This window comes from Salinisphaera sp. LB1, from assembly GCF_003177035.1.
Taxonomy (GTDB): Bacteria; Pseudomonadota; Gammaproteobacteria; order Nevskiales; family Salinisphaeraceae; genus Salinisphaera.
The window spans coordinates 768,351-794,733 of the sequence record NZ_CP029488.1 but is presented as its reverse complement, the minus strand read 5'-3'; the positions used below and the strand labels follow the sequence as shown (position 1 = coordinate 794,733).

General features: G+C 64.5%; 23 protein-coding genes. 16 read left to right on the top strand and 7 right to left on the bottom strand.

Annotated elements, in window-relative coordinates; all coding sequences use genetic code 11:
* Window positions 1-3: 3 nt before the first annotated feature.
* The gene (locus SALB1_RS03620; protein ID WP_199678678.1) at window positions 4-669 is read right to left on the bottom strand and encodes an MtnX-like HAD-IB family phosphatase; all 666 of its coding nucleotides are present in this window, start codon (window positions 667-669) and stop codon (window positions 4-6) included.
* Between the two features lie 257 nt (window positions 670-926).
* Between SALB1_RS03620 and SALB1_RS03615 the strand changes: the two genes are divergently transcribed.
* Both SALB1_RS03615 and SALB1_RS19410 read left to right on the top strand, forming a co-directional pair.
* Complete coding sequence (locus tag SALB1_RS03615; RefSeq protein WP_109992612.1) at window positions 927-1,760, top strand: alpha/beta fold hydrolase; 834 nt, start codon at window positions 927-929, stop codon at window positions 1,758-1,760.
* 66 nt (window positions 1,761-1,826) lie between these two features.
* On the top strand, window positions 1,827-1,958 hold the full coding sequence (locus SALB1_RS19410) for a hypothetical protein (RefSeq protein WP_255414489.1): 132 nt from the start codon (window positions 1,827-1,829) through the stop codon (window positions 1,956-1,958).
* Between the two features lie 87 nt (window positions 1,959-2,045).
* Here SALB1_RS19410 and SALB1_RS03610 read toward each other — a convergent pair whose 3' ends face one another.
* A complete protein-coding gene (locus SALB1_RS03610; RefSeq protein ID WP_109992611.1) occupies window positions 2,046-3,110 on the bottom strand; it encodes an NAD(P)-dependent alcohol dehydrogenase in 1,065 nt (354 codons plus the stop codon).
* A gap of 194 nt (window positions 3,111-3,304) precedes the next feature.
* Between SALB1_RS03610 and SALB1_RS03605 the strand changes: the two genes are divergently transcribed.
* The gene (locus SALB1_RS03605) at window positions 3,305-4,243 is read left to right on the top strand and encodes an AraC family transcriptional regulator (RefSeq protein ID WP_109992610.1); all 939 of its coding nucleotides are present in this window, start codon (window positions 3,305-3,307) and stop codon (window positions 4,241-4,243) included.
* Window positions 4,244-4,246: 3 nt separating this feature from the next.
* Here SALB1_RS03605 and arfB read toward each other — a convergent pair whose 3' ends face one another.
* On the bottom strand, window positions 4,247-4,672 hold the full coding sequence (gene arfB / locus SALB1_RS03600; protein WP_109992609.1) for an alternative ribosome rescue aminoacyl-tRNA hydrolase ArfB: 426 nt from the start codon (window positions 4,670-4,672) through the stop codon (window positions 4,247-4,249).
* A gap of 121 nt (window positions 4,673-4,793) precedes the next feature.
* Between arfB and SALB1_RS03595 the strand changes: the two genes are divergently transcribed.
* The 8 genes from SALB1_RS03595 (at window position 4,794) to SALB1_RS03560 (ending at window position 13,901) form a co-directional block, all read left to right on the top strand.
* Complete coding sequence (locus SALB1_RS03595; RefSeq protein ID WP_109992608.1) at window positions 4,794-6,071, top strand: putative DNA modification/repair radical SAM protein; 1,278 nt, start codon at window positions 4,794-4,796, stop codon at window positions 6,069-6,071.
* A gap of 22 nt (window positions 6,072-6,093) precedes the next feature.
* Window positions 6,094-6,738, top strand: a complete 645-nt coding sequence (locus SALB1_RS03590; RefSeq protein ID WP_109992607.1) for a hypothetical protein — start codon at window positions 6,094-6,096, stop codon at window positions 6,736-6,738.
* Window positions 6,739-6,840: 102 nt separating this feature from the next.
* Window positions 6,841-7,614: a DUF3307 domain-containing protein gene (locus tag SALB1_RS03585; RefSeq protein ID WP_109992606.1), complete on the top strand. Its 774-nt coding sequence runs from the start codon at window positions 6,841-6,843 to the stop codon at window positions 7,612-7,614.
* A 2-nt stretch (window positions 7,615-7,616) separates the two neighbouring features.
* Complete coding sequence (locus SALB1_RS03580) at window positions 7,617-9,074, top strand: UdgX family uracil-DNA binding protein (protein ID WP_109995251.1); 1,458 nt, start codon at window positions 7,617-7,619, stop codon at window positions 9,072-9,074.
* A 166-nt stretch (window positions 9,075-9,240) separates the two neighbouring features.
* A complete protein-coding gene (locus tag SALB1_RS03575; protein ID WP_109992605.1) occupies window positions 9,241-10,659 on the top strand; it encodes a sugar porter family MFS transporter in 1,419 nt (472 codons plus the stop codon).
* A gap of 296 nt (window positions 10,660-10,955) precedes the next feature.
* A complete protein-coding gene (locus tag SALB1_RS03570) occupies window positions 10,956-11,654 on the top strand; it encodes a hypothetical protein (protein WP_109995250.1) in 699 nt (232 codons plus the stop codon).
* Window positions 11,655-11,834: 180 nt separating this feature from the next.
* A complete protein-coding gene (locus SALB1_RS03565; protein ID WP_109992604.1) occupies window positions 11,835-13,070 on the top strand; it encodes a sodium:proton antiporter in 1,236 nt (411 codons plus the stop codon).
* Between the two features lie 165 nt (window positions 13,071-13,235).
* On the top strand, window positions 13,236-13,901 hold the full coding sequence (locus SALB1_RS03560) for a DsbA family protein (RefSeq protein WP_109995249.1): 666 nt from the start codon (window positions 13,236-13,238) through the stop codon (window positions 13,899-13,901).
* Window positions 13,902-13,966: 65 nt separating this feature from the next.
* Here the strand turns inward: SALB1_RS03560 and SALB1_RS03555 are convergent, their stop codons facing one another.
* Entirely contained in the window at window positions 13,967-14,368 is a 402-nt protein-coding gene (locus SALB1_RS03555) for a hypothetical protein (RefSeq protein WP_109992603.1), read from the bottom strand.
* Between the two features lie 192 nt (window positions 14,369-14,560).
* On the opposite strand from SALB1_RS03555, the gene SALB1_RS03550 reads away from it, so the two are divergent.
* From SALB1_RS03550 to SALB1_RS03540, 3 genes are all read left to right on the top strand, one after another.
* Window positions 14,561-15,055: a cupin domain-containing protein gene (locus tag SALB1_RS03550; protein ID WP_109992602.1), complete on the top strand. Its 495-nt coding sequence runs from the start codon at window positions 14,561-14,563 to the stop codon at window positions 15,053-15,055.
* A 155-nt stretch (window positions 15,056-15,210) separates the two neighbouring features.
* On the top strand, window positions 15,211-16,584 hold the full coding sequence (locus SALB1_RS03545) for a BamA/TamA family outer membrane protein (protein WP_109992601.1): 1,374 nt from the start codon (window positions 15,211-15,213) through the stop codon (window positions 16,582-16,584).
* Between the two features lie 411 nt (window positions 16,585-16,995).
* Window positions 16,996-17,418: a DUF6789 family protein gene (locus SALB1_RS03540; RefSeq protein WP_109992600.1), complete on the top strand. Its 423-nt coding sequence runs from the start codon at window positions 16,996-16,998 to the stop codon at window positions 17,416-17,418.
* A 113-nt stretch (window positions 17,419-17,531) separates the two neighbouring features.
* Here SALB1_RS03540 and SALB1_RS03535 read toward each other — a convergent pair whose 3' ends face one another.
* Together SALB1_RS03535 and SALB1_RS03530 are read right to left on the bottom strand one after the other, a co-directional pair.
* A complete protein-coding gene (locus SALB1_RS03535; protein WP_109995248.1) occupies window positions 17,532-19,667 on the bottom strand; it encodes a carboxy terminal-processing peptidase in 2,136 nt (711 codons plus the stop codon).
* Between the two features lie 191 nt (window positions 19,668-19,858).
* The gene (locus SALB1_RS03530) at window positions 19,859-20,839 is read right to left on the bottom strand and encodes an FtsJ-like methyltransferase family protein (RefSeq protein ID WP_109992599.1); all 981 of its coding nucleotides are present in this window, start codon (window positions 20,837-20,839) and stop codon (window positions 19,859-19,861) included.
* A 410-nt stretch (window positions 20,840-21,249) separates the two neighbouring features.
* Between SALB1_RS03530 and SALB1_RS03525 the strand changes: the two genes are divergently transcribed.
* The gene (locus SALB1_RS03525) at window positions 21,250-23,400 is read left to right on the top strand and encodes a bifunctional diguanylate cyclase/phosphodiesterase (RefSeq protein WP_158590609.1); all 2,151 of its coding nucleotides are present in this window, start codon (window positions 21,250-21,252) and stop codon (window positions 23,398-23,400) included.
* Here SALB1_RS03525 and SALB1_RS03520 read toward each other — a convergent pair.
* On the bottom strand, window positions 23,342-24,037 hold the full coding sequence (locus tag SALB1_RS03520) for a sulfite exporter TauE/SafE family protein (RefSeq protein WP_255414487.1): 696 nt from the start codon (window positions 24,035-24,037) through the stop codon (window positions 23,342-23,344). The two genes, SALB1_RS03525 and SALB1_RS03520, sit on opposite strands and share 59 nt — an antisense overlap.
* A gap of 168 nt (window positions 24,038-24,205) precedes the next feature.
* Between SALB1_RS03520 and yccS the strand changes: the two genes are divergently transcribed.
* Complete coding sequence (gene yccS / locus SALB1_RS03515) at window positions 24,206-26,383, top strand: YccS family putative transporter (protein ID WP_109995247.1); 2,178 nt, start codon at window positions 24,206-24,208, stop codon at window positions 26,381-26,383.

Below are 26,383 nucleotides of genomic sequence, written 5' to 3'. Positions count from 1 at the left end.
GTTTCAGGAAAAGACGGTCGCCATTCCGGCCAATTCGGGCAGGCGCGGCAACAGCCGCCGCGCATCGCGCAGATCGGCGATCGATGAATGGGGGATGCCCTTGGTTCGACAGTGTTCGATCAAGCGGTCCTTGGCGAACACATAGTCGGCGGTGCCCGCGACACAGAAATCCGATTGGCCGTCGCCAATGAGAAGTGTCGGGGCTTGATCTGTTGCGATGCGGCATTTACAGGTGCCGCTGGCCGCGGCGCAGGCCGGACTCGCGAACGGCGAGCGCATCGACCAGCCGCGGTCGCCGTCGTGCAGCAGTCGATTGGCTCGAATCGGCAGGTGATCCAGGCCATAGCCGGCGAGAATGCGGCGGATGGCATAGTCCAGACCGTCGCTGACCACGGTCACGGACATGCCCATGCGCACGGCATCGGCGATGAATGCCGGGAATGCCGGGTCGATGATCATGCTGTCGAGCAATGCATCGACGGCCTGCTGCGGCGCATCGATCAGGGCCACCTGGGCCGTCATGCATTCACGCGAGCCGATGCGGCCCGCACGCCAATCCGCTTCGATGCGCATCCACTCGGCGGCTGCGAATTTCGTCAACAAGGCGTCGGTGACATCATCCACGGCGATCGTGCCGTCGAAATCACACAGGATCATCCAATCGCGCAAGAAGCACTCCGGCTTGAAGCTTTAACTGGGCGTTAGGCTATCGACGTTTTCTTTCGGCGCCCTTTCCGGCACGGCCGGCGGCGGGCATCGATGCGCCAATCGTCGTGCCCGCCCGGCGCACGGGGCCGGGGCGGCAAGATGGCACCCAATCCGCGGATCCACGGGCATGCGGCGCCCGGGCCGCCGAGCGCTTTTCTGGCTGGCCGAGCTGACGCATATTGGGCGGGTTGATTATTCGTTCCTGATGGAGAGTCCCCATGGCTTATGTGCAAATCGGCACCGAAAACACGGCCCCGATCGAGCTGTACTACGAGGATGTCGGCGCCGGTCGCCCGGTCGTGCTCATCCATGGTTGGCCATTGTCGGGCCGGTCCTGGGAAAACCAGGTGCGGCCACTGGTCGAGGCCGGCTATCGCGTGATCACCTACGATCGGCGCGGCTTCGGCCAGTCGTCCCAGCCATGGGAGGGCTACGACTACGACAGCCTGGCGGCGGATCTGCATGCACTGATGGAGAGGCTGGACCTGCACGACGCCACCCTGGTCGGTTTTTCCATGGGCGGCGGCGAAGTCGCGCGTTATCTCGGCACCTACGGCAGCTCGCGGATTGCCGGGGCGGTGTTTGCCGCGGCCGTGCCGCCGTATCTGTACCGCAGCGACGACAATCCGCAAGGCGGCCTGGACGAGGCCTCCATCGCGCAGCTCGAGGCCGGTGTGGCCGGCGACCGGCTGGCCTTCATGGAGGAATTCTTGTCGAACTTTTTCTCCACCGAAGCAGGCGGCCTGCTGGTCAGTGAAGCCGCACGCATCTATCACCGCAATCTGGCCTGGGGCGCTTCGGCCAAGGGGACACTGGACTGCATCGCGGCCTTCGGGCGCACCGACTTTCGCGCCGATCTGGGACGGATCGATGTGCCCACGCTGGTCATTCACGGCGATGCCGATGCCATCTTGCCGTTGGAAGTTTCGGGCAAGCGCACCGCCGAGAGCATTCCGGATGCCTCGCTGGTGGTCATTCAGGGCGGCCCGCACGGTATCAACGCCACGCATGCCGAGGAGTTCAACCAGGCGTTGATCGAATTCCTCGATTAGGAGCCATCGTCGGGTCGTCGGGCGCGGTGTCCGGACGGGCCGCAACCATCGAATCGGAGTGGGCGGATGAAGCGGATAGCGTTGACGTCGGTAGGGTTGCTGGCGGTGACCCCGGTGGGCGCGACCTGTATCTACAAGCCGATCCATTCGGCCGGGAAGATGGCGGCAGCCAAGGCCGACAACGGTCACGGCTCGTGAACGGCACATAGGCGCCGCCCATGAAAAAACCGGCGCCCACCACGGGCGCCGGTTTGCCGGCCGCGCTGGCCCGGCGGATCGAGCGGCTTACGCCGCCTTGTCTTTCAGCGAGGCCATGTCGATGACGAAGCGATAGCGGACATCGCCATCCTTCATGCGTTCGAAGGCTTCGTTGATGTAGTCCATGTCGATCATCTCGACATCGCAGGTGATGCCTTTTTGCGCGCAGAAATCCAGCACTTCCTGGGTTTCCGGCATGCCGCCGATCAACGAGCCGCCGACCACGCGACGCTTGAAGACCAGGTTCATGCCGGTGATGGCCGGTTCGATCGGATCCATCAGGCCGACCAGAATATGCGTGCCGTCGTATTTCAGCGCGCCCAGATAGGGATCGATCGGATGCTGCACCGGCACGGTGTCGAGCATGAAATCGAAGGTTTCGGCCACGGCGTTCATCTGGTCGTCGTCGGTCGAGACCACGACATGATCGGCGCCGTTGGACTTGGCCTCGGCCACCTTGGATTCGGAACGGGTGAACACGGTCACTTCCGCGCCCAGCGCCTTGGCGAGCTTGACGCCCATATGGCCCAGACCACCCATGCCGATCACGCCGACCTTGTCGCCGGGCTTGACGCCGTAGTGCTTGAGCGGCGAGTAGGTCGTGATGCCGGCGCACATGATCGGCGCCGCCGATTTCAGATCGATGCCGTCGGGCATCTTGACCACGAAACGCTCGGACACGACCACGAAGGTGGAATACCCGCCCTGCGTCATGGTGCCGTCGTGGCGATCCTCACTGCCGTAAGTCATGGTGAAGCCGTTGAGACAGTACTGTTCCAGTCCGTCATGACAGGCATCGCATTCGCGGCAGGAATCGACCATGCAGCCGACGCCGACCAGATCGCCCTCGGCATAATGCTGCACCTCGGGGCCGACGTGGGTCACCCGGCCCACGATCTCGTGGCCCGGCACGATCGGGAATTCGGTGAAACCCCAGTCGTTCCTGGCGAAATGCAGATCGGAATGACAGACGCCGCAGTAGAGAATCTCGATCGAGACATCATCCGGGCGCGGGTCGCGCCGCTCGAGGTGCCAGTGTTCGAGTGGTTTGTCGGCAGCGTGGGCCGCGTAGGCTTGGGTCTCAGTAGGCATGAAGCTTCCTTGTGATGGCAAACAGTGCAGGCGTCGGCCTGCCGTCGGCGTCAATCATTGGTCCGGCAGCGACTTGAAACCATAGGCATTCATGGCGTGTTTATGCCCGAAACTATGAGCCGCTGCGGGATGACACGGGAAAACTACGCGATTTCGTGCACAATCTTATTTCGGTTCAATAGTGCGGTATTGTGATGACCGATCCGATGACCCAGGCCGGGCCGACAGACCTCCAGCGAATGGCGCGCATGATCGAGCGCCACGTATGCCATGACGGTTTCAACGATACCGCCCTGGATGCGTTGTCGCTGGTGGCTTCGCATTGTCATCGACAACGCGAGCCGATCGTGTACGAACCCGGTCTGATCTTCATTGTTCAGGGCGAAAAAACCGGCTTCATCGACGACCGCGTGATCCGTTATGGGGCCGGCCATTATCTGGTCCAGGCCATCCCGCTCCCGTTCGAGTGCGAAACCGGCGGATCGGCCGAGGCGCCATTGCTGGGCGCGGCCCTGCGGATCGCCCCGGAATTGCTGGCCGAACTCGCCGGGGCTGTGAGCCCGACGGAGTCTAGACGTGGCGCGGCGCGGGTCGAGGATACTCTGCCCATGGCGGCCGTAACGCTCGACGGCGCCATCGGGAATGCGCTGGAGCGGTTGCTGGCCTGTCTGGAGGATCCGTCGGCCGCGCGCGCGCTGGGCCAGGCGCGGATCCGCGAAGTGATCTTCGCGGCGTTGCGCGGGCCCCAGGGCCATCTGCTGCGTCAACTGCTGCAATCCCAGGGGGTCTACGCGCGCATCGGCGGCGCGATCGAACTGCTGCGTGCCGAGTATGCCTCGCCGCTTTCGGTCCCCGCGCTGGCGGCCCGCGCGCACATGAGCGTGTCGAGCTTCCATGCCCATTTCAAGCAGCTCACGCGGATCTCGCCGTTGCAGTATCAAAAGCGCATCCGCCTGCTCAAGGCCCGCGACCTGCTGGTCCAGAACGCCGCCAACGTCAGTGGCGCGGCGAGTGCCGTGGGCTATCAGAGCGCGTCGCAGTTCTCCCGCGAGTACAAGCGCTACTTCGGCGTGGCGCCAACGCATGACCACGGGCTCGGCGTCGACTCGGCGGACGAATCGCTGGCGTCTTGAGGCTTAGTCGCGCGGCACGTCCCGGCCACGCATGGCCTTGAGCCGGCCCCGGCGCTTCTTTTCATCGGTCCGTTTGCGCCGTGCGGACTTTGACGGCCGGGTCGGCCGGCGCTTCTTGGGTGTCTGCCCGGCGGCGGCCACGATCGTGGCCAGGCGCTGGCGCGCGTCCTCGAGGTTGGCCTCGCGGCTGCGATACTGCTGCGCCTTGATCACGATGGTGCCGTCGCGCGTGATGCGTTGATCGGTACCCGCGCGGGCCATCAGCCGGGTCTTGTAGACCTCGGGCAGCGACGAGCCCGGGATGGCGAACCGCAGATGCACGGCCGAATTGGTCTTGTTGACCTTCTGCCCGCCGGCGCCCTGGGCGCGTACGGCCTGCCATTCGATTTCTTCGTCCTCCAGGACGACGGTGTTGGAGATCCGCAGCATCGGGGTGATCCGCGTGTTTGCATGGCGTCATCGTCGGTCAGCGGGCCGATCACGGCAAGTCGGGTATGCGAGATCAGCCGAGGGTGCATCTGTTCGCGCAGAAACTGTATAAATAGCCAGTATGGAAACGATCCGGAAATTGGCGATTCTCGCGGACGCCGCCAAGTATGATGCCTCTTGTGCCTCCAGCGGTACGGTATCGCGTTCGTCGCGCGGTGGGCGCGGCGTCGGTTCGGCCGAGGGCTCGGGTATCTGTCATGCCTATGCGCCGGACGGACGCTGTATCTCGCTGCTCAAGATACTGCTGACCAATTTCTGCATCTACGAGTGCAGCTATTGCATCAACCGTAATTCGTCGAACGTCCAGCGGGCGCGATTCTCGACCGCGGAAGTGGTCAACCTGACGCTGGATTTCTACAAGCGCAATTACATCGAGGGGCTGTTTCTGTCCTCGGGCGTGATCCAGACCGCCGACTACACCATGGCCCGGCTCGTCGAGGTGGCGCGCAGCCTGCGTGTCGATCACGATTTTCGGGGTTATATCCATCTCAAGACCATCCCGGATGCCGACGGTGGGCTGCTGGCCGAGGCGGGCCAATACGCCGATCGCCTGTCGATCAACGTGGAGCTGCCCACGCCGGCGGCCCTGCACGATCTGGCGCCGGAGAAGGATCACCGCACCATCAAGCTGTCGATGGCGCGTATCCGGTCCCGTCAGGACGAGCAGGCCGAGGCGCGGCGGGCCGCCCGACGCATCACCAACGCGCGGCCGACGCCGGCGCCGATCGAACGCTTCGCGCCGGCTGGGCAGTCGACGCAGATGATCATCGGCGCGGAGCCGTCCACGGATGCCGCCATTCTGTCGACTACGGCCGATTTATACGCGTCCTATCGGCTCAAACGTGTCTATTTTTCGGCGTTTTCGCCGATCCCGGATGCCTCGGCCAAGTTGCCGGCACGGCGTACGTCGCTGATGCGTGAGCATCGGCTGTATCAATCCGATTGGCTGATCCGGTTCTATGGTTATCGCCACGATGAAATCACCGCGGGCGGCGACGATACGGCCGCGGCCGGCATGCTGGATCTGGAGGTCGACCCCAAGCTTGCCTGGGCGTTGCGCAACCGGGCTTATTTCCCGGTGAATCTGAATCGGGACGACCGCGAACGACTGTTGCGCGTGCCCGGTCTCGGGGTGAAATCGGTCAACCGTATTCTGGCTATGCGGCGTTGGCAGAAGGTGCGGCTCGAGGATCTGGTCGCGCTCAAGGCCGGGGTGAAAAAAGCCATGCCGTTCGTGATCTGCGCCAATCATCATCCGGGGGTCGGCGAGGTGAGCAGCGCGTTGCTGCGGTCGCGGTTTGCGCCGGCCGCGACCGCGCAGCACAGTTTCGATTTCTAGGTCTGTCGAAGAGAGCCCGTTCATGCAGCAACCGACCGTCTGTGTTCTGACCGGCGATATCGTGAAGTCATCGGCGCTATCCGATGATGGCCTGGATACCGTCATGGCGGCGCTCGCCGAGCTGGCAACGATCATCGGCACATGGCCGGGCGAGTCCGGCGTTTGCTACGAGCGTTTCCGCGGCGACGGCTGGCAGCTGCTCATCAATCGCCCGGCGCATGCCTTGCGTGCCTGCCTGTTCGCGCGTGCGGCCGTGCGCCGCGTGAGTGATCGGGGCGACACGCGCATCGGCGTCGGCGTGGGCGCGGCGACCGCGGCCGCGACGCTGGCCGAGTCCTCGGGCGCGGCGTTCGAGCTATCCGGGCACGGGCTGGAGCAACTGGGCGTGCACCAACTCTGGCGGATCGAAGAGCAACGCGCCTCACCCGGCGACAATACGTTGACGCGGGCGCTGTTTGCCGTCTGCGACGAACGTTCGCGCCATTGGACCGGACGTCAGGCGGATATCTTCATGCGGCTGGCGGCGCCCGATGCGCCCCTGATGGCCGAGGTGGCCGAGGTGTTGTCGGTTCAGCCGCAGACCGTTCAAACGCACTTCGCACGCGCCGGCGGGCATGCGCTGCTCGAAGCCATCGAGGCATTCGAATCGGTTGAACGCGATGCATAAGCCGCAAAGAAAGAACAGCCGCATTCGGCTGATTTTTGGTAAACAGCTTAATACGGCTGTTCTTTTAATGTCGCGCTGGCGCAGCGAAGGGCGCGGCTCGTGATGCTCGAAACGCTGATCGCTTTGCTGTTTGCCCACGCGGCCGCCGATTTCGTCGCCCAGACACGCGGGATGATCGCGGCCAAACGACAACCGGCCGTGTTCACGCTGCATATCGTTTGGGTGGGCGTGTTCTCGGTGCTCGCCCTTGGCGCCGCGTCGCTCGGCGCGTGGGCGGCGGTGGCGCTGGTCGTCGCTTCGCATGCCGCGCTCGATGCCGTGAAGATCCAGCCGTGCATCGAGGCCCGAGCGGCCGCAGCGCCGTTCGGGCCGCTGCAGCTGTTCGCGGTCGACCAGGTCGGTCATCTGCTGTTCATGGGGCTCGCCAGCCTGCTCTGGCCGCAGGCCTTCGCGCAGGGTTTCTGGACCGCTGTTCTGAGTACTGCACATGTGCGCCTCATACCGATCGGCTTTGCGCTGGTCGGCGGCTTCTGGCTGGCGACCCGGGTCGGCGATCTGATGCTCGCGTTGTTGATGGCTGGCTTTCATCGGCTGCATCGCGCAATGGACGGCGAGGATAGCCCGCAGACGCCGGGCGCCGGGGCCTGGATCGGCTGGCTCGAACGCACGCTGGTATTCCTGTTTGTGTTGCTGGGCCAATTCAACGCCATCGGTTTCGTGATCGCGGCCAAGTCGATCCTGCGCTTCCAGTACGCGCGCGAGCCGCGGGTCAGCGAGATTGTCATCATCGGCACGCTGGCCAGCTTCGGCTGGGCGATCATCGTGGCGCTGCTCACGCATGCCGCCCTCATCGCGCTTTGGCCGCGTACCGGCTGACCATGGAACAGGCTTCGTTGTTCGGCGCCCGGGATACCGCCGCCGGCCACGTAGCGGTGGCCTTCGTGCCGGATTTCGCGGGTTGGCAGGCGGCCACGCGCTTGCAATGGCAGGCCGGTCTGGCCCCGGACGCGCTCTGGTGGCACCCCGACCGCGAAGCGGCCGCGCCGCCCGCCGCCGGCGGCAGCGGCGGGCCGCGTGTACCGAAGCGGTTCGTGGCGCTGGCGCGGGCGGCGGCGTGTTATCGCGGCGCGGATCGTTGGGCATTGCTGTATCGGCTGCTCTGGCGGCTGACCCACGGCGAGCGTCATTTGTTGGCGCGGGCAGGCGACGCCGACGTGGCCCAGGTCAATCGCTATGCCAGTGCGGTGCGGCGCGACGTGCACAAGATGAAGGCATTCGTGCGATTCCGCACCGTGGCGGAGTCCGGTTTCGATGAGCCGCGATACGTTGCCTGGTTCGAGCCGGAACACGAAATCGTCGAATACGCGGCCGGGTTCTTCCAACGCCGTTTCGCCAACATGCGCTGGTCGATCCTCACACCGGATCGCTGTGTGCACTGGGAGGGCGATGGCACGGTCTGGTTCTCGCCCGGCACCGACAAGACGGCGGCGCCGGATGGCGACGTCACCGAAAACGCCTGGCGGGTCTACTACCGCAGCATCTTCAATCCGGCGCGGGTCAAGGTTCGGGCGATGATGTCGGAGATGCCGGCGAAGTATTGGAAGAATCTACCGGAAGCCGCGTCGATTCCGGGCCTGATCGCCGGTGCCGATCGCGCTGTCGCGGCCATGGAAGCGACGCACCGCGAGCACGATACGCTGCACTGCGGGCCTACGCCGGCCTCGCCCGAGGCCACTCTGACGCGTCGGGCCGAGGCGGCCCCGCGAGGATCGCTGGAGCAGCTCGCGCTGCGCGCGGCGCGTTGCCGGAGCTGCGATTTGTGTGGCCCAGCGACCCAGACGGTGTTCGGCGAAGGCCCGTCGCCTGCGCGCATCATGCTGGTCGGCGAGCAGCCGGGGGACGCGGAGGATGTGACCGGGCGGCCGTTCGTCGGGCCCGCGGGCCGGCTGCTCGATGCTGCCCTGATGGATGCGGGCCTGGACCGACGCGCGTTGTATCTGACCAACGCGGTCAAGCATTTCAAGTTCACGCCCCGGGGCAGGACGCGGCTGCATGCCAAGCCGGATTACGACGAGGTCCGTGCGTGCCGGCCGTGGCTCGAAGCCGAGATCAAGCGCGTCGCGCCCGAGATCGTGGTTGCGCTGGGCGCCACGGCGGCCGGCTCGCTGCTCGAACGCCGGCTGTCGATCGCGCGTGACCGGGGCCGACGCATCGATTGGCATGGACGGTGCGTAATACTGACGGTGCATCCGGCTTTCGTCCTGCGCTCGCGCGCGCGCCGCGATGACGAGTACCGGCGCTTGGTCGCCGATTTGAAGGCCGTGGCCGCGGCCTGAGAAGCCGAGCCCGCGGCCGTCGCGAGGCCGCGCCATGGCCTCGATCTCATCCCAAAGATGTAGTGCTGTATGGCGCAACCAACGGGATAATGAATCGATTCAGCAAGGTCGCGCGTTTCTATCGGTTCCGGCCGGGGGCGCGTTTTTTTCATGCAGGTGAGAACTCATGAGCGAATCGGCCAGTACGGCGCCCACAGGGGGGCTGAAAGGCAAACCGCTGATCGTAATGGTGTCGGTGATCGCGGCCCTCGGCGGGCTGTTGTTCGGCTACGACACCGGCATCACCGGCGTGGCACTGCTTGGCCTCGCCCACGATTTTTCGTTGACCGACACCCTCAAGCAGGTGGTCACCGGCGCGATCATCTTCGGCGCACTGTTCGGTGTGTTCAGCACCGGCGCAATCTCGGACAAGATCGGGCGCCGGCGTTCGATCATGCTCGTGGGGCTGATCTTCACGATCGGCTCGTTGATGTCGGCCATCGCGCCAACAGTACTGTTTCTGGTCGCCTCGCGTTTCGTGCTGGGCCTGTCGGCAGGCAGCGCCACCCAGATCATTCCGGTCTACATCGGCGAGGTCGCGCCGCCGGCCTCCCGCGGCAAGCTGGTGGTGATGTTCCAGTTCATGGTGGTGTTCGGGATTCTGGTGGCCTATCTCACCGGCTATGCGCTGGGCGATGCCTGGCGCTGGATGTTCGGGCTCGGCATGATCCCGGCGCTCATCCTCATGCTCGGTATGCTGTTGCTGCCGGAGTCGCCGCGCTGGCTGGTCAACCAGGATCGCGAGGCGGAAGCGCTCGGTGTGCTCACCCGCGTGCGTCTGAGCCGCTCGGCCGCTGAAAACGAGGTCGGCGAAATCAGGGAAATTTCGGCCCGGCCGGAGGGCAGCTGGTCGGACCTGTTTTCGCCGTGGATCCGGCCGGCGCTGGTCGCGGGGGCCGGCATCGCGATGTTTTCGCAGATCACGGGCAACAACGCGCTGTTGTATTACGCGCCCACGATTCTCACCGAGGCCGGTTTCGGCGATAACGCCTCGATTCTGGCGTCGATCGGCGCCATCGTGCTGGTCAATATCAGCACGATCTTCGGCATATTGATGATCGATCGCATCGGCCGGCGCAGGTTTTTGTTGTGGATGGTGCCGGGGTCCGCCGTGGCCATGGCGGTGATGGCAATTCTGTTCACGGGCGGTATGCCTCAGGCCTCGATCGCGCAGGTTCTGCTGATCGTCTGCATGGCGATCTACATGGCACTGAACTGCAGCTTCGGCGTCGCCCTGTGGCTGATCAACGCGGAGGTCTATCCGTTGTTCGTGCGCGGCAAGGGGGCGAGTGTGGGTGCGTTCTCACACTGGACCTTCGATCTGCTGGTCACGCTGACCACGCTCACGCTGGTCAATGCGCTGGGCACCTCGGGTGCGTTCTGGCTGTACGCGGCGATCAGCGCGCTCGGCGTGCTGTTCATCGTACGCTATGTGCCGGAAACCAACGGCCGTTCGCTGGAGCAGATCGAGGCCGATCTCAAGGCCGGCGAATTCTTCCCCTCCGACCGGCGCCGCGATCAGCCCGCGGCGGTGCCGCTCCGCTGATGCCCGTGGCGGGCCACCTCGACCGGGTGCGGTTGGCCGGCAGGCCCTCAGTCGGCTTTGGCCACAGGCAAGGGCCGGTGGCGATGCCGGATGGTGTCGGTCAGGCGCGGGGCGGCTTGCGCGCCGATATCGAATGGCCGATACGCGCGGATACGCCGGTTCGGCGCCATCGGATCGGCCGGCACAAGCCCTCGATGCGGCTGCCGGCGTATCTCAATCGGTTCGCCGAATCGCGTTATGCTCGACTTTCGCGCTCGTACAAGCCGAGCGCCGCACTCACATCCAGGGAGGCGAGCATGGGCCGTTCAGAGGATTCGATGCGGGCCCGACTTTTCGATCAGGTCTCCAATCTGACGTTCAACCTGTCGCGTCAGGCGGTAGGCGCACTGGCCGGCCGGGTCGGCGGGCTGACGCTTCGGATCGGCTCCACGCTCATTCTGGACAAGAGCCAGCGCAAGCGTCTGTCGGCTGAACAGCGCGCCTGGATGCAACGCGCGGGCGTTGCCATTCACGACGCCCGCACCACCGCGGGGCTGTCGATCGACGGCCTGGCCGAGGCGCTGGATCTCGAGGACAAGACCGTGCTCCAGGCGATGGAGCAGGGCAGTGCGACCGTGTCCTTCGAACTCATCCTGCGGCTGACCTCACTGCTCGCGCGCAACGATCCGATTCCGTTCCTGATCAGCCTCGTGCGCGGTTTCAATCCGCGTCTGTGGGCGCTGGCCGAGGACTGGGGCATCGGCCATCTGCCGACGATGATCGAGCGCGATCGCAAGTGGATGAACATCTATCGCGGTAACGACGCCGTACGCCAGTTGCCCGAGGCCGAGTTCAATCAAGTGCTGGCGTTCTGCAAGAGCTCGATGGAAACGGCCATGACGCTGCGTGCCGGGCACTGGACGCCGCCGAAGGCGTCGGACAGCGGCGAGGCGGCAACCGCCACCGACAAGGCTACACAACGCGCGCGTCACGACGAGCCCGACGCGGCCTCCTGAGCCGGCGCCGGCGCGGATTGGCGCCTGTTGCAATAGGCGCTTATTGGAAAAGCGCGATCGCATCGGCGATGATTGTCGGCACGTCGGGCGCACGACCGGTCACGTTTGGCGTTACCCGCCGACCATGTTGCACATGGCGATCCAAGAGCGGATTCGCCGTCTTTTTCCAGTAGGGGGATTATGGAATCCAATCCAGCGATCGAGACCGCCCAACACGTCCTGCTGATCTTCGGCGTCGTGCTGTCTTGCGGCTCGTTTATCGGTTTCTTCGCGCAGAAGATCAAGATGCCCGACATCGTCTTGTTCCTTCTGGTCGGTATTCTGCTCGGCCCGGAGATCTCCGGTGTCGTCGATGTGCCCACGGGCAGCGCGCTCAACCAGATCATCCTGATTTTCGGTGCCTCCTACATTCTGTTCGATGGCGGGGCGGAAACGCATCTGAGCGTGGTCAAGGGTGTCTGGATATCCTTGTTGTTGCTGGTAACCGTCGGCGTGCTGATTACTGCGTTGGTGGTGGCGCCGGTGGCACAATATTTGTTCGGCATTCCGTTCATGGTCGCCTTGCTGCTGGGTGCGACCATCGCGCCGACTGATCCGGCCACGCTCATGCCCGTGTTCAAGCAGGTCTCGATCCGCCGGCGCGTGGCTCAGACCGTGGTCAGCGAGTCGGCGTTCAACGACGCGACCGGCTCGATCATCGTGGTTACGCTGATGTCGGTGCTGGCCGGTTCGGGCCACCTGTCGTACGGTCATGCGCTGCTGGATCTGCTCGAGCAGTCGGTGATCGGTATCATCGCCGGTGCCCTTCTGGGTTTCGTCTCGCTTTTCGTGATCGCGCACGAGAAGTATTCGTTCCTGCGCGAGTACATGCCGCTGGTCACGCTGATGGCCGTCATCGGCGCCTATCTGGGCGCGGTGGACCTTCAGGCCAGTGGTTTCATGGCGGCTTTTGTCGCCGGCGTGGTGATCGGCAACCGCTCGCTTTTCGGCTATCGCATCGGCGCCGAGGAACAGCGCAGCCTGCACGACTTCGTGGGAACCACCGCGCTGATCATGCGCATGTTCATTTTCATTCTGTTGGGCAGCCAGGTGAAATTCAGCCTGCTGGCCGAGCACTGGGTGGGCGCGCTGATCGTGGTGGCCGTATTCATGTTCGTGGCGCGGCCGCTCAACGTATTCCTGTGTACGCTGCCCGACCGACGGGCCAAGTGGACGTTCAAGGAATTGCTGTTCATGAGTTGGGTGCGCGAGACGGGTGTCATCCCGAGTGCGCTGGCCGGTATTCTGCTCGGTGAGAACGCCCCGCATGCCCATCTGATCGCTTCGGTGGTGTTCGTGGCGGTGCTGGTGACCATTCTCGCCCAGGCCACCACCACGCGGTGGTGGGCCGGCAAGCTCGACCTGCTCGAGGAATGAGCCGCCGGGCGTGGACGCGGCGCGGACAGGATCGCGTCCGCGCTACGACACGGCCATTGATTCATCGTGCGGACGGGCCGATCATCGCCGGACAGGCGCTTTGCCGACCGCGCGGGCGATAGCCGGCGCGCCGGCCGGCGCCCGAATTCCAAGCCGGAGCTCTACATGATTACGCTGGATATCGATCTCGTCTCCGACATCGTTTGCCCCTGGTGCGCGATCGGCCTGGCGCGCCTGCAACAGGCCACCGACCGCCTGGACGACATCGAGTGCCGGCTGCACTGGCACCCGTTCGTGCTCAATCCCGACATTGGCCCCGAGGGCCGCGACATGGTCCAGCATCTGGCGGCCAAATACGGCAAGACGCCGGACGAAGTCCGTGAGTCGCAGCAGCAGATCATTGCGACCGCCGCCGAGTCCGGTTTGAACTTCGAGCGTGCGGCCGAGCGCCGATCCTGGAACACGTTCGACGTGCACCGTGTGCTGCACGAGGCCCGTGAGGCCGGTGTCGATCAGGCCTTCAACGAGCAGTTGTTCGACGTTTATTTTCGCGAAGCCGCCGATCCCACCGATCCGGCGCTGTTGCGCGAGATCGGTATGGCGCTGGGCATGGACGCCAGCCAGATCGACGAGATTCTGGCCGGGGAACGCCACGCCGATGCCGTTCGTGCCGAGATCGATTACTACCAGCAGCTGGGTGTGACGGCCGTGCCCTCGTTCGTCGTCGCCGAACGCTATCTCATTTCTGGAGCCCAGCCGCCGGAGGTGCTGGCCGACGCCCTGCGCCAGATCGCGGCCGAGCTCACCGACGAGGCGGGCTCGCCCGCGTAAGCACCGCCGGCCAAGCCGACACGAGGCCGGCAGCGCGTGCTCGTTGTGCCTTGTCTTGCGCCAGCTCAGCCCCTATGGGGCGGGCGCGAATCGCCGCGCCGGCGGTCACGAGCATGCCAGTGATGTTCGCGCATTGAGGGCGCGGCGTCGTGGCGCCGCTCGCCATCATCGTGTTCATGATCGGCCGACCCATGCCCAGGCCCGGGCCAAGCGCGATGGTGCGGGATCTCGCCGTGGTCGCGCCACCGATCGCGGTCGCCGGGCCAATGGCCGTATTCGCGATGCCCGGCGCGGCGGTCAACCGGGTCGCGGTCGCCATATCCGTAGAGCGGGTAGGTCGCATAGCCAGGGTAGCCGTAGCCGTAGCCATAGCTCTGGTAGATCCGGCCATATCCAACGCGGCCATCAAGCGAGGCAGGGGCGCAGCCGGCACCGGCCAGCGCCAACGCGACAATCAAATATTTCATGGCAGCCGCCGCGCAGAAAGCGCACTTGGAAGGGTATGTATTGTTACGCCAAGATGCATGAATCGGATTTGAATGCCGCCAACACCGCCTCGCCGGTACCCGGTTACGCGCCGGCCTGTTTTCGTTGCCGGCGCATCGCCGCCGTCTGTGGTATCGATGGGCGGTGTCCTTGTTCTCGCCTGCGGAGACGTGATGACTGCCGACCACCTCATCGACATGCTGCATCTTCAGCCCCATCCTGAAGGTGGCTATTATCGCCAGACTTATCGGGCGGTCGATACGCTATCCAGCGACGGTTTGCCCGATCGCTATGACGGGTCGCGCGCGGCCTCGACCGCGATCTATTTTCTGTTGCGTCGTGCGGAGGTTTCCCGTCTGCATCGCCTGAAATCCGACGAGGTGTGGCACTTCTATACCGGGGAGCCGTTGGTGGTACACATGCTCACGCCAGAGGGCGAGCGTATCGATCAGGTACTGGGCCAGGACCTGATGGCCGGCCAGGTGCCCCAGCTCGTCGTGCCTCAAGGCGTCTGGTTCGGGGCGGCTATGCAGGATGGCAGGGGTTTTGCCCTCGTTGGCAACACAGTGGCGCCCGGCTTTGATTTCGACGACTTCGAACTGGCCGACCGAAAGGGTCTGAGTGCTGTCTGGCCGCAGCACAGGGCGCTGATTCAGCGGCTGACGTGACTCGGACGTGTTCGGATAAGGCAAGTCCGTGACGATCCCGATACCAACAGTTGCCGACGTTACGGTAACGTAACATTCGGGGACGCCAGTACTTTCGGGTCGCTCGACATCACGCCGAGCCGGCCGGCGGGCCGCGAAATTAAGGATAGGCGGTAATGAACAAGCTTTGCGTTGTTGCGGGTCCAGCGGTGCGCGCCGAGCGACTATTTTCGCTCGGCGGCCTCGCGGCGCGTGTTGTCGCGCTATGCGCGCTCGGTCTGGCGCTACCGTGGGCGCTCATCGTTCCGGCTCATGCCACCGGCGATCTCGGTCTGGATCGAAGCGTGGGCCAGTTCATTGTCATCGACAATGAGCGCCGCGCATTGGCCGAGCACAACGCCGCGACGGCCGGTGAGTCCGAGCGGGCCCTATCGGTGCAGCCCGAGGCGCCCAAAGAGCTGGAGTCGTCGCACAACGTAGCCCTATTGCCGCAGTTCGGTTATGACCCCGAAGTCGGGTTTATCGTCGGCGGCAAGTTCAGCGATATCAATTTCGGCGATTCGCACATGAATCTCGATATCGGCGCCACGCAATCGACCGGCGGCGAGACCGCCGTGGATGCCATATGGGGTGTTCCCCATGTGTTCGGCAGCAATTTCATCGGGCTGGTTCGGTTTCGCTACGAGTTGCGGCCCACCACCAACTTTTATGGGCTGGGCAACAACAGCGTGGGTGACCATGCGATCAGCCAGCATGAATACCATGGTACCTCGCTGATGTTCACGCTGGCGCGGCGCCTGGCGCCGCATTGGGCCGCGGCCGGCACCCTTGGCTACGACCGCATCACCATCGGCCCCGGCGATCCTCAGCACGGCAAGCGCCCCACGACCCATGCCTTCAGCCATCTGCCGGGCATCAAGGGCGGCTACAACAATCCGTTGTCGCTATCGATCATCTATAACACCCAGCGTGACCTGACCCGTCCGGAGCAAGGCTGGAATGTGATCGGGAAGGTCACCCACGTGGGCCCGGAACTGGGTAACGATTTCAACTATACCCGCTTTACCGGCGATGCCAGCTATGTACACCCGCTCGGTTCGCCCAAGCGCCTGCTGGGCTTCCGTGTCGATGGCCAATACGTCACGGGGAGCGGCAACAATCTGCCGTTCTATGAATTCTCCTCGCTGGGCGGTTTCGACAGCCTGGAAGGCTTCGCGCCGGATCGCTTTCTGGGCCAGAGCCGGATTTTCGCGCGCATCGGTTACCAGCAACTACTGGCCGATTTCGACTTCCGGCATCTGTGGCGCGTTCGGCTGGACGGCACCGTGTTCGGTGGCGCCGGGCGGGTATTTCTCGATCGATCAAGGCTCCCGGAGGGCCTGATGGCCGAGACGTCGGCGGTCGCGCCTGGCCTGAGCAATGATATCCAGTTCAGCTATGGTGTCGGCCTGCGCGCCGCGCTCAGCGAGGCACTGTCGACCCGATTCGACGTTGGTTTCTCCGGCGAGAGTAATGCGCTCGTTTATCTGTCGTTCGGCAATGCCTTCTAGCGGGGGTTTTCACGCCGCGCCACGCCATGCGGTGTCGCGGCCATTCGTCTTGGCCCCGCATACCACGCATCGCCGCGTCTTGTCCGGCCCACAAATCGCTCGAAATTCATAGCGTGAACTGACGTGATGGGGCACGCGTGTCCCGTCACGTGTATTGGGTTGTGTTCACAACACCGTTGCGCGGGTTTGCCAACAGCGTGGCCATGGCAGCGCGTCGCCGCAGCCGAAGGGCCCGTATGGTCTTTTCCAGCCAGCGCGGTTGTCGTCACACGGGGCCGCCCGGGGCGGCGGGTACGTCTCTGGCTGACCATGATTCAAGGCAACCCCGCGCCGCTTGCGTGCCGGCGTTGTCATAAGCTGGTCGCCGAAGTCGGTGCGGTAGGCTGGGCGCTTTGCAACCGCGAGAGATTCATGCACCCATTCAAAGGCATTGTGGCCGGCTTCATCGCCACGGTGGTGCTTTCCATCCTGATGATCGCCAAGGCGTTTTCGCACTGGTTGTTGGCGTTCAACGCGATCGAGGGCATTCATCGGCTGACCGGCGGCCCGCTGGTCATGGGCTGGGTCGGGCATTTCGTGATCGGTTCGATCCTATGGGGCGTGCTCTTCGCCGTGTTGTATTCGCGCCTGCCCGGCGGGCGGGGATGGCTGCGCGGCGTCGTGTTCGGCCTGATGGCCTGGTTGGCGATGATGCTGCTGTTTCTACCGGTCGCCGGCTATGGATTCTTCGGGCTGGCGATTGGTTGGCCCGTGGCCGGGTTCACGCTGGTTTTGCACGTGATCTACGGCGTTGTGCTCGGGGCTACTTATGCCTCGTTGACCGCCCAGCGCTGAAAGCTGAAACGAAAGCGGCCGGCATGAAGCCGGCCGCAAGTCCGATTATCGGCCCGGGCCGCGGCATGCGGGGTGTTGCCACCCGCGTTTGCCGGGACTCCGGGCCCGCGGTCTCATGCGGCTTTGCTGGCGGACTGTTGCTGGGCGCGAATGTGGATCATGTCGAGCAGAATGTTGGCGCTTTCAGTTTCGTAAGCATCGAAGCCCTTGCTGCCGGTGTCGCCCGGGGTGGGGGTCGGCAGGGTGTCATCGGGCTTCTTGCCTTTGCCGTTCTCGCTTGAGGCGCCGTTGTCCTGGGCGTCTTCGAGCGCCTTGTAATTCTTGTATGGCGGCTTGCCGGTCGCCTTGCGATGGGTGTTGGCCAACGCCAGCAGCTTGTGTTCCAGCTGCTGCTGTTCCTGGCGACGCTTGTGGATATCCAGCGACACGGTTTTCTGGTCGCTTTCCTTGCGCGCCAGATGGATCCGCTTGACCAGATACTGAAAGTCCGGGTCGTGCGCCACGCGTTGTTTATGGTCCTTCTTCAGCGTCGGCAGCATTTTCTGGATCGCGTCCGAGGACGGATAGGCGGTCGGCGGAATCGTGTCGTAGGGCAGTGCGTTGGGCAGCGCGGATTCGCCGATCTTGTTGGGATCGATCGCCGAGGGATAGGTGATATCCGGGGTCACGCCGCGGTCCTGTGTGCTCTTGCCGGAGACGCGATAGAACTTGGCCTCGGTCAGCTTGAGCTGGCCGGACGACAACGGCAGCAGCGTCTGGACCGTGCCCTTGCCGAAGGTCTGGCTACCCAGGATCAGGGCGCGGCCATAGTCCTGCAGGGCACCGGCGACGATTTCAGAGGCCGAGGCCGACAGGCGGTTGGTCATCACGGCCAGCGGCCCGGAATAGACCGGTCCGTTGTTGCGATCGCCCAGGACCTGAATATTGCCGTTGGCGTCCTGGATCTGCACGCCGGGAGCGGAATTCATGAACAACCCGATCAGCTTCATGGCTTCGCCGAGCGCGCCGCCGCCGTTGTTGCGCAGGTCGAGAATGACGCCCTGGACATTATCCTTCTTCAGCTTGATCAGTTGCTTCTTCACGTCGTCCGCGGTGCCGTTGTAGAACGACGGCAGGGTGACGATACCAATCTTGTGCTCGGTACCGCCGTGCTTGACGTGCATCACGCGCGAGCTGGCGGCCTGGTCCTTGAGCTTGATCTTGGCGCGCGTGAGCGTGACGGTCTTGGTCTGGCTGTTGTCCGGCGGCGAGACCTGCAAGCGCACGGTTGAGCCGGCCTTGCCGCGGATCAGCTGTACCGTTTCGTCGAGCCGCATGCCGATCACGTCGGTGAAGTCACCCTTCTTGCCCTGGCCCACGGCAATGATGCGATCGGTGGGCTTGAGCTTGCCGGACTTGGCCGCCGGGCCGCCCGGAATAAGTCGCACCAGTTCCGCGTAACCGTTCTTGGAGCGCAATTCCGCACCGATGCCCTGCAGCTGCAGGTTCATGTCGATGTTGAAATCCTCGGAGCGACGCGGCGAAAAATAATCGGTGTGCGGGTCGTAGCAGTGGGTGTAGGCATCCATGTACACCGAGAACGCATCAGTCGGCTCGGCCTGGCGCAGCTGCTTGAGTTCGTTGGTGTAGCGCTGCGTAAGACGCTTCTTGATCTCGGCCGGCTTGACGTCGTTGAGTCGCAGATCGATGACCTGGTTTTCCAGTTGCTTGGTCCAGAGCTTCTGGCGGGCGGCGGCATCGGCCGGCCAGGGTGCGTTCTCGCGATCCACCTTGAAGGATTCCTGATCATCGAGGTTGAGCGAATTCAGGCCCTGACCGATACGGTGCAATGCCCACTGATCGATCTGGATGCGGCGCTTCTGGTAGGTGTTGAAGATGGCGTAGGCGGCGGTCAGCTTGCCGTTTTTGAGCTGATCGTCGAGATCGTCGCCGTATTTGTTCTTCAGGCGTTGGACGTCGGAGGCGAGAAACACGCTGTGGGTGCCATCCAGGTCATCCAGATAGGCCTTGAAGAATTTCTCGGAAAACGCGTTATCGAGCTTGATCTTGTTGTAGTGGTTGTCCTGCAGCTCGCGCACGACTTCCTGATCGATCTTGCTCTGGTCGTTGTCCGGGGTCAGTGGGGTATAGCCCTGGGCCGAGCCTGCGCCGGCATCGGGGACCGGTGTCGGCTGGTTTTCCGAAGCGGCACAGCCGGTCTGGGCGAAGAGCATCGCCAGAAGCACAAGAGACAGGGCTAGATAGCGCATGAAAATCACGTGTCCTATCGAGTTGACCGCGGGAACACGGCATCGGAGTCGTGGAGGGCCGGATACGGTGTATCGGCGCCGCCGAGAATCGTCGAAATTGTCGGCACGAGGGCAACGATACATGAACGATACCGTATGCAGGAATACGCACGCCTACGAGGTTAGTGCCGCGGGGCCCCCGCGTTACCGCATCAAGGGCGTCGCGAGGCGCCTTCGGGCGGCCCGGCATCGGGCAGGCGGAAGAATGTCAGCTCGTGCTTGTTGGCGCTCAAATGACGGAGTCGGGCGTTGTCTATAGCGAGAAAATGGTCGATTTCGGCTGGGTCGACCGCGCCCTGACACTTTACGGTAATAACGATTCCAGCCTGTGGGCAGGCGCGGCACCAGTAGCGCGCCAGCGCAAGAATCCGCTCAGGATAGGCGATCAGGTCCGACAGGATCCAGTCCGGGCGCCGATCCAGGTCTTCGACGGTCAAGCTGAATGCATCGCCGCGGTGCGTGGTCACGCGCGGCGCGCCCGCGAGCTCGGGCACCAGCGGGGCGCGATCGACGGCGATGACGTCGGCGCCAAGCTGGTTCAGTACCCAGGTCCAGCCGCCCGGCGATGCCCCGAGGTCGAGACAGACGTCGCCCGGACCCGGCTGCGTTCGGGCCAGGGTCAAAGCCTCCCAGAGCTTGAGATAGGCCCGGTTGGGCGGACCTTCACGATCCTCGGCGAAAACTGGCCGGCCGTCCGCAAAGGCGCTGGAACAGACCGGCGAGGCCAGCAACCGATCCCGGTCGAGCAGACCGAATACGCCCAGCGGAGCGGACGGCACGGGTGCCGGGAAGCCGAGGGGCCGGAAGCGGATCGGCGCCAGTTTGTCGGCGATCAGCTGCGCGCGGCGGTGATGCGAGATCGAGTGCAGGTGCCAGTTGCGCTGCACGGAGGCCAGCAGGCGCGCGGCTTCGCCGATCGAACCCACGCGGTACTCGGCGGGGGCCAGCCAGCTGTTCCGCGCCCAGGCCGCAGGGCTGGAGGTGCCCTGGACAAAGATCAGCGAATCGATCGCGTCAACAATACGATCGCCGCGATGCATCAGTTCGTCGATCAGCGCCTGGCGATGGTCGTCGGCGGCGAGATGCACGACGTTGTACGCGATCGGCAGCGCGGCAGGTAAGTCGCTTGGCATCGGCAGGCGATGGTTGCGGAATGGAGTGCTTGCGAAGGCGTCAGTTTAGGGCCTGCGGCGGTGTCATGCGACGCCGCGTCGCAGTCCAAAGGCGTGTCAGCCAAGAGCGTCGCCATGCCACGGCCGGGCCCGGCAACGCCGAATGGCGCGCCCAGGCCCTCGCCTGGGCTGCACAACGCCAAGCGTCGGTCGCCGGCCATTTTTTTGTATAAAATTTAATGGTCCGCCGCGCCGGACGGTCGTGTAACGGTCGCTCGGGCATCGTTACGTCGGGCCGATGCATATTGTGCGGGTGCGGTCGCCATTAACGACAACGCCCCGCGAAACGCGCGCATGGGGGCATGCGCCGTCGTCGTGAACAAGTCGCGGCCTTGGGCCGTACATCGGTTCAATACGGGAGTTGTCGTTCTATGGAAGCCGCCGATTTTTTGACGTCACACTACCAGCCTGGGCTCGTGCTGTTGTCGATCGCGGTTGCGATTCTGGCCGGTTATGCCGCGCTCGATCTTACCGACCGCGTCCACGCCGCCCAGCGGCGCTACGCGTGGATCTGGCTGGCCGCGGGCGCGCTCATCCTGGGGTCCGGGATATGGGCCATGCATTTCATCGGCATGCTCGCCTTGCGGCTGCCCATTCGCATGAGTTACGCGGTAGTGCCCACGGCCTTGTCCTGGCTCATGGCGGTCGCGGCCTCGTCCGCGGCGCTTCGGCTGGCTTGCCGGACGCGCTTGGATCGGGCGGCCTGGCTGGGCGGCTCGGCGTTCATGGCACTCGGTATCGTGAGCATGCACTACACCGGCATGTACGCGATGCAGATCGAGCCCGGCATCGTCTACGACCCGGTCTGGGTGGTGCTGTCGGTCCTGGTTGCGCTGACCGGATCGGCGGCCGCACTGGGACTGTCGTTCGCCCTGCGGGAGGTGCGCCAGCGTTTGCGTGCAACCAAGAAGAACGCGGCGGCGGTTTTTCTGGGGGGTGCCATCGCCGGCATGCACTATTCCGGCATGGCGGCTGCCCAGTTTCCGCTGGCAAGTCAGAGTCTCGCGGCGGGCGGTGTCGACAAGACCTGGTTGGCGCTGTTGATCAGTTCGTTGTCGGTGGTGTTGCTGGCGGCCACCCTTTTGGCTTCGGCGCTCGATCGCCGGTTGGAAACGCAAACGGCAGACTTGATTACCTCGTTGCAGACGGCCAACGAGCAACTGCGCCACAGCAGCTACCATGATACGCTCACCAATTTGGCCAATCGTAAGCTGCTGCATGAGCGACTCGATCGCGAGATCGAATATGCCGGCCGCCGCGGCGGCGGCTTCGCCGTGTTCTATGTCGATCTCGACGGCTTCAAGCTGCTCAACGATCACCTCGGCCATCATGCCGGCGACGAGGTTCTGGAGCGGGTGGCGAACGCCATGCGCGACACCATGCACGAAAACGATACGGTCGCGCGCATGGGCGGTGACGAGTTCGTGGTGCTGGCGGCCGGTGTCGACGGCACGGCTGACATCGACAGGCTGGCGCATCGTCTGCTGCTGGCCATTCGCCAGGCCGGCGACACCATGCCCGGCCTGTCGGCCAGCATCGGCTGGTCGCGTTTCCCCGATCACGGCAACAACCCGGGGGCGCTGATAACCGCGGCCGATCGTGCGATGTATCACGCCAAGCACAACGGCAAAAACAACTACGTCGGTTATCGCCCGGAGATGGCGCGGCGCGCCGAGGATGAATTTCAACTACAGCGGGCGCTGGGCGAGGCGCTCGAAGCCGGCGCGATCACTGTGTATTACCAGCCCAAGTATCGTCCGGCCAACGGCACGTTGTGCGGCGCCGAGGCGCTGGTGCGCTGGCACGATGCTGAGCGGGGTGTGATCATGCCGGATCGCTTCATTCCGCTGGCCGAACGCTCGGGCCAGATCGACCAACTGGAAGGGGTCGTACTCGATTCCGTCTGCGCTCAGATTCGGGCCTGGCGTGATGCCGGGCTCGTCGTGCCGCGGATCTCGGTCAATCTGTCGGCGGCTCGGGTCAGCGATCCCCGGCTGCCCGGCGCGGTGCAGCGCTATCTCGACCGTTACGGCATCGAGCCGCGTGCATTGATGTTCGAAATCACCGAATCGGTGGCGATCAAGGGCATGCTGGAGGCGATCAGCACGCTCAAGCGATTCGCTCGCATGGGCGTGGATATTGCGCTGGACGATTTCGGCACCGGCCACTCCAGCCTGTCGTATTTGGAGAAACTGCCGATCCAGCAGCTCAAGATCGATCGCTCGTTCATCCGTGAGCTCGGCGCGTCGATGCCGCAACAGGCGGCCATCGTGAGCTCGATCGTCATGCTTGCCCACAACCTCGGGCTCGGGGTGGTGGCCGAAGGCGTGGAGACCGCCGAACAACTGCGCTATGTGATCGAGCTGGGCTGCGACGAGATGCAGGGTTATCTGTTCAGTGGCGCGGTGCCGGCCGAGGATTTCACCCGGTTGCTGACCGGCGGGCGCCACGGGCAGGGCGCGCTCAGCCAATCACCAGACGCATTGCCGGCAGCACCAAAACCAGCGCCAGAATACGGCTGAAGCTTTTCTGGTCCACCCGGTAGTGCAGCTTGTGGCCGGCCGCCAGCCCGATCAGTACAGCTGGCAGGCTGGCCAGGGCCAGCCACCACGAATGCGCCGTGAGCAGGCCGAGATGACTGTAGATGATCGCCTGGACGGCCGAGCTCAACAAAAACGCCATGGTGAGAATCGAGCGCGAATAACGCTTCGGGTAACGCATATTCACGTAGATCAGCAGCGGAATGGGCGCAACGCCGACCGCCCCGACGATGACGCCGGCGAACACCGACGAACCCGCCAGCCCCGAGGCATCGGCCCAGCGCAGCTGTGGCATGCGTTCGGGCGCCGGTGTCCGGAACAGATTCAACGCCACGTAACACAGGATGACCGTGCCGAGCGTGCGTTGCAGCACGTCCACCGGCAGTATGGCCAGCAGCTGCGCGCCGCCGAGCACGCCGGTCGAAAGCGACAGCGCGGCGATCGGGCCGCGCCGCCAGTCGAATTCGCGCCGGGCCAGTACCATCATCAACAGATTGGTGCCCAGCGCGACGACGGCGACCACCGGCACGACATCGCGAAACGGATAGAGCAGCACCAGGCTGCTGACCATCAGGGTGCCGCTGCCGAAACCGGTCAGGCCCTGGGAGGCGGCGCCCACCAGAGCGGCTAAATTGAATAGAACAACCTGCAAGATATTAGACTAAAGTATAATGCGTCGCGTAGTGTAGCGGATCATGCGGCGCCCGGCTTGATCATGCCGCCATGCGCGAAGCCCGCTGGCGCCCGCGCTACACTCGCTTTCATTGGTCGACGGTCACGAATGTCATTGCGCTGGTTTCGTCTGCAACGCGTCACGGCGTTCGATCGTTTCGCCGATGCCATCCGGGTGCTGGTCGCGCTGTCCGGCGTGATTCTGTATTCCGGTCTGCGCGAGGATGCCCACCAGCTGATTCCGCTGATGCTCGGCGTGATCGCCAGCGCCATTGCCGAGACTGACGACAGCTGGCGCCGGCGCGCCCGGGCCCTGCTGCTCACGCTGATCTGTTTTTCGGTGGCCGCGCTCACGGTCGAGGCGTTGCTCGACATACCCTGGGCGTTTGCGCTCGCGTTGCCGGCGGGCACGTTCGTGCTGATCATGCTAGGGGCGGCCAGTGGCCGGTTCGCGACCATCGGCAACGCCACCTTGTTGCTGTCGGTCTACACCATGATCGGTGTCACCCAGCATACCGGCACGCCGCGGGCGTTCTGGGTCGAGCCGTCGTTGCTGGTGGTGGGCGCGGGTTGGTACGGCGTGCTGGCGCTGGCCTGGAACGCGGTGTTCGTGCATCGGCCGGTGCGTCAGTCGCTGGCACGGCTGTATGCCGCGCTCGATGACTACCTGCGCTGCAAATCCTGGCTGTTCGAGCCGGTGCGCGATCTGGACGTGGCCGCGCGCCGCTGCGATCTGGCCTACGCCAACGCGCGCGTCGTCAGCGCGCTCAACGATACCCGTCTCGCCCTGATGGATCGCCTGGCCGGGCGTCGTTCGCGCTCGGCCATGAGCGAGAACCTGCGCCTGTATCTGGCTGCCCAGGATATCCACGAACGCGCCAGTTCCGCCCATTACCCGTACAAGGCGCTGACCGAAGCGTTCTACCACAGCGATTTGTTGTTCCGCTGCCAGCGCTTGCTGCGCATTACCGGGGCGGCCTGCGGCGCCCGCGCCGAGGCGCTGCGCTATGACGAGCCGTTCGTGGATGATGGCCGGGTCGACACCGCCGTGGCCGATCTCGACACGGCCATCGCCTACCGGCGCACGCTGACGGCAGCGCCCGGGGCGGACTTGCTGTACGCGGTCGACGATGTGACCGACAACCTCCGGGGGTTGGCCGAGCGCGTGACCGGGGCCGGCAACGCAGACGCCGAACCGGGCGATACGATGCTGCAGAATCCTTTGCCGCAATCGTCACTGGAGATCTGGCAGCGTATTCGCGTCCAGCTCACCCCGGCCTCGGCGCGTTTTCGGCATGCCCTGCGCCTGTCGTTGGCGATGTGGGCGGGTTATCTCGTACTGCTGGCGGTACATCCGACCCAGGGCTACTGGATCCTGCTCACCACCATGCTGGTGTGCCAGCCGGACTATGGCGCCACACGCACGCGTTTCCTGCAGCGCGTGGGCGGCACGGTCGTGGGCCTTGTGATCGGCTGGGCGCTGATGCGGCTGTTTCCGGCGCCGCCGGTCCAGTTGCTGCTGATCGTGGCCTCGGGCGTGGTCTTCTTCGCGGCACGCTTCCGTTACTACTTCACGGCGGCGGCGGCGATCAGCGTGCTGGTGCTGGTCTCGTTTAACCAGATCGGCAACGGTTTCGACCTGATCTGGCCACGCTTTATCGACACCCTGATCGGCGGCGGCCTGGCGGCCGTGGTCATGTTCCTGGTGCTGCCGGACTGGCGCGAGCGCGAACTGCATCATCGCCTGGCCGACGCACTGGCGGCGCAGGCGGCCTATCTGCGGCTGCTGTTCGCGCAATACCGGCACGGGCGCACCGATGACCTGGCCTATCGAATCGCCCGGCGCGACGCGCACAACGCCGACGCGGCGGTAAGCACACATGTGGCTACCGCGCTCAAGGATCCGCACGGCGCCCGCACCGACAGCCGTGAAGCGCTGGCCGTTCTGGCCTGTGCTCAAACCCTGATCGGGCATCTGTCCACCCTGGGTGCGCACCGCGAGCGGCTGGCCGCGGCCGATGCCGATATCCTGGAAGAGGCGGTCGCCCATATTGCCGAAGCGTTGGACCACGTGGCCCACGGGCTGATCCGCTCGGAGCCGGCGCCGTTCGACGGCGGGGCCGCCGCGCGTATCTATGATCAACTCGCCCGCCTGCGCGCGGAACGTCAAGGCACTGTGCGCCTGGTGGCCGGGCAACTCCAGTTGCTGCTCGACGAACTGCCCGAGCTGCGCCGCATCAGCGCCCGGCTGGTGGGCGAGCAGCGCGCGCCGGTTGTCGATGAGCCGGTCTAG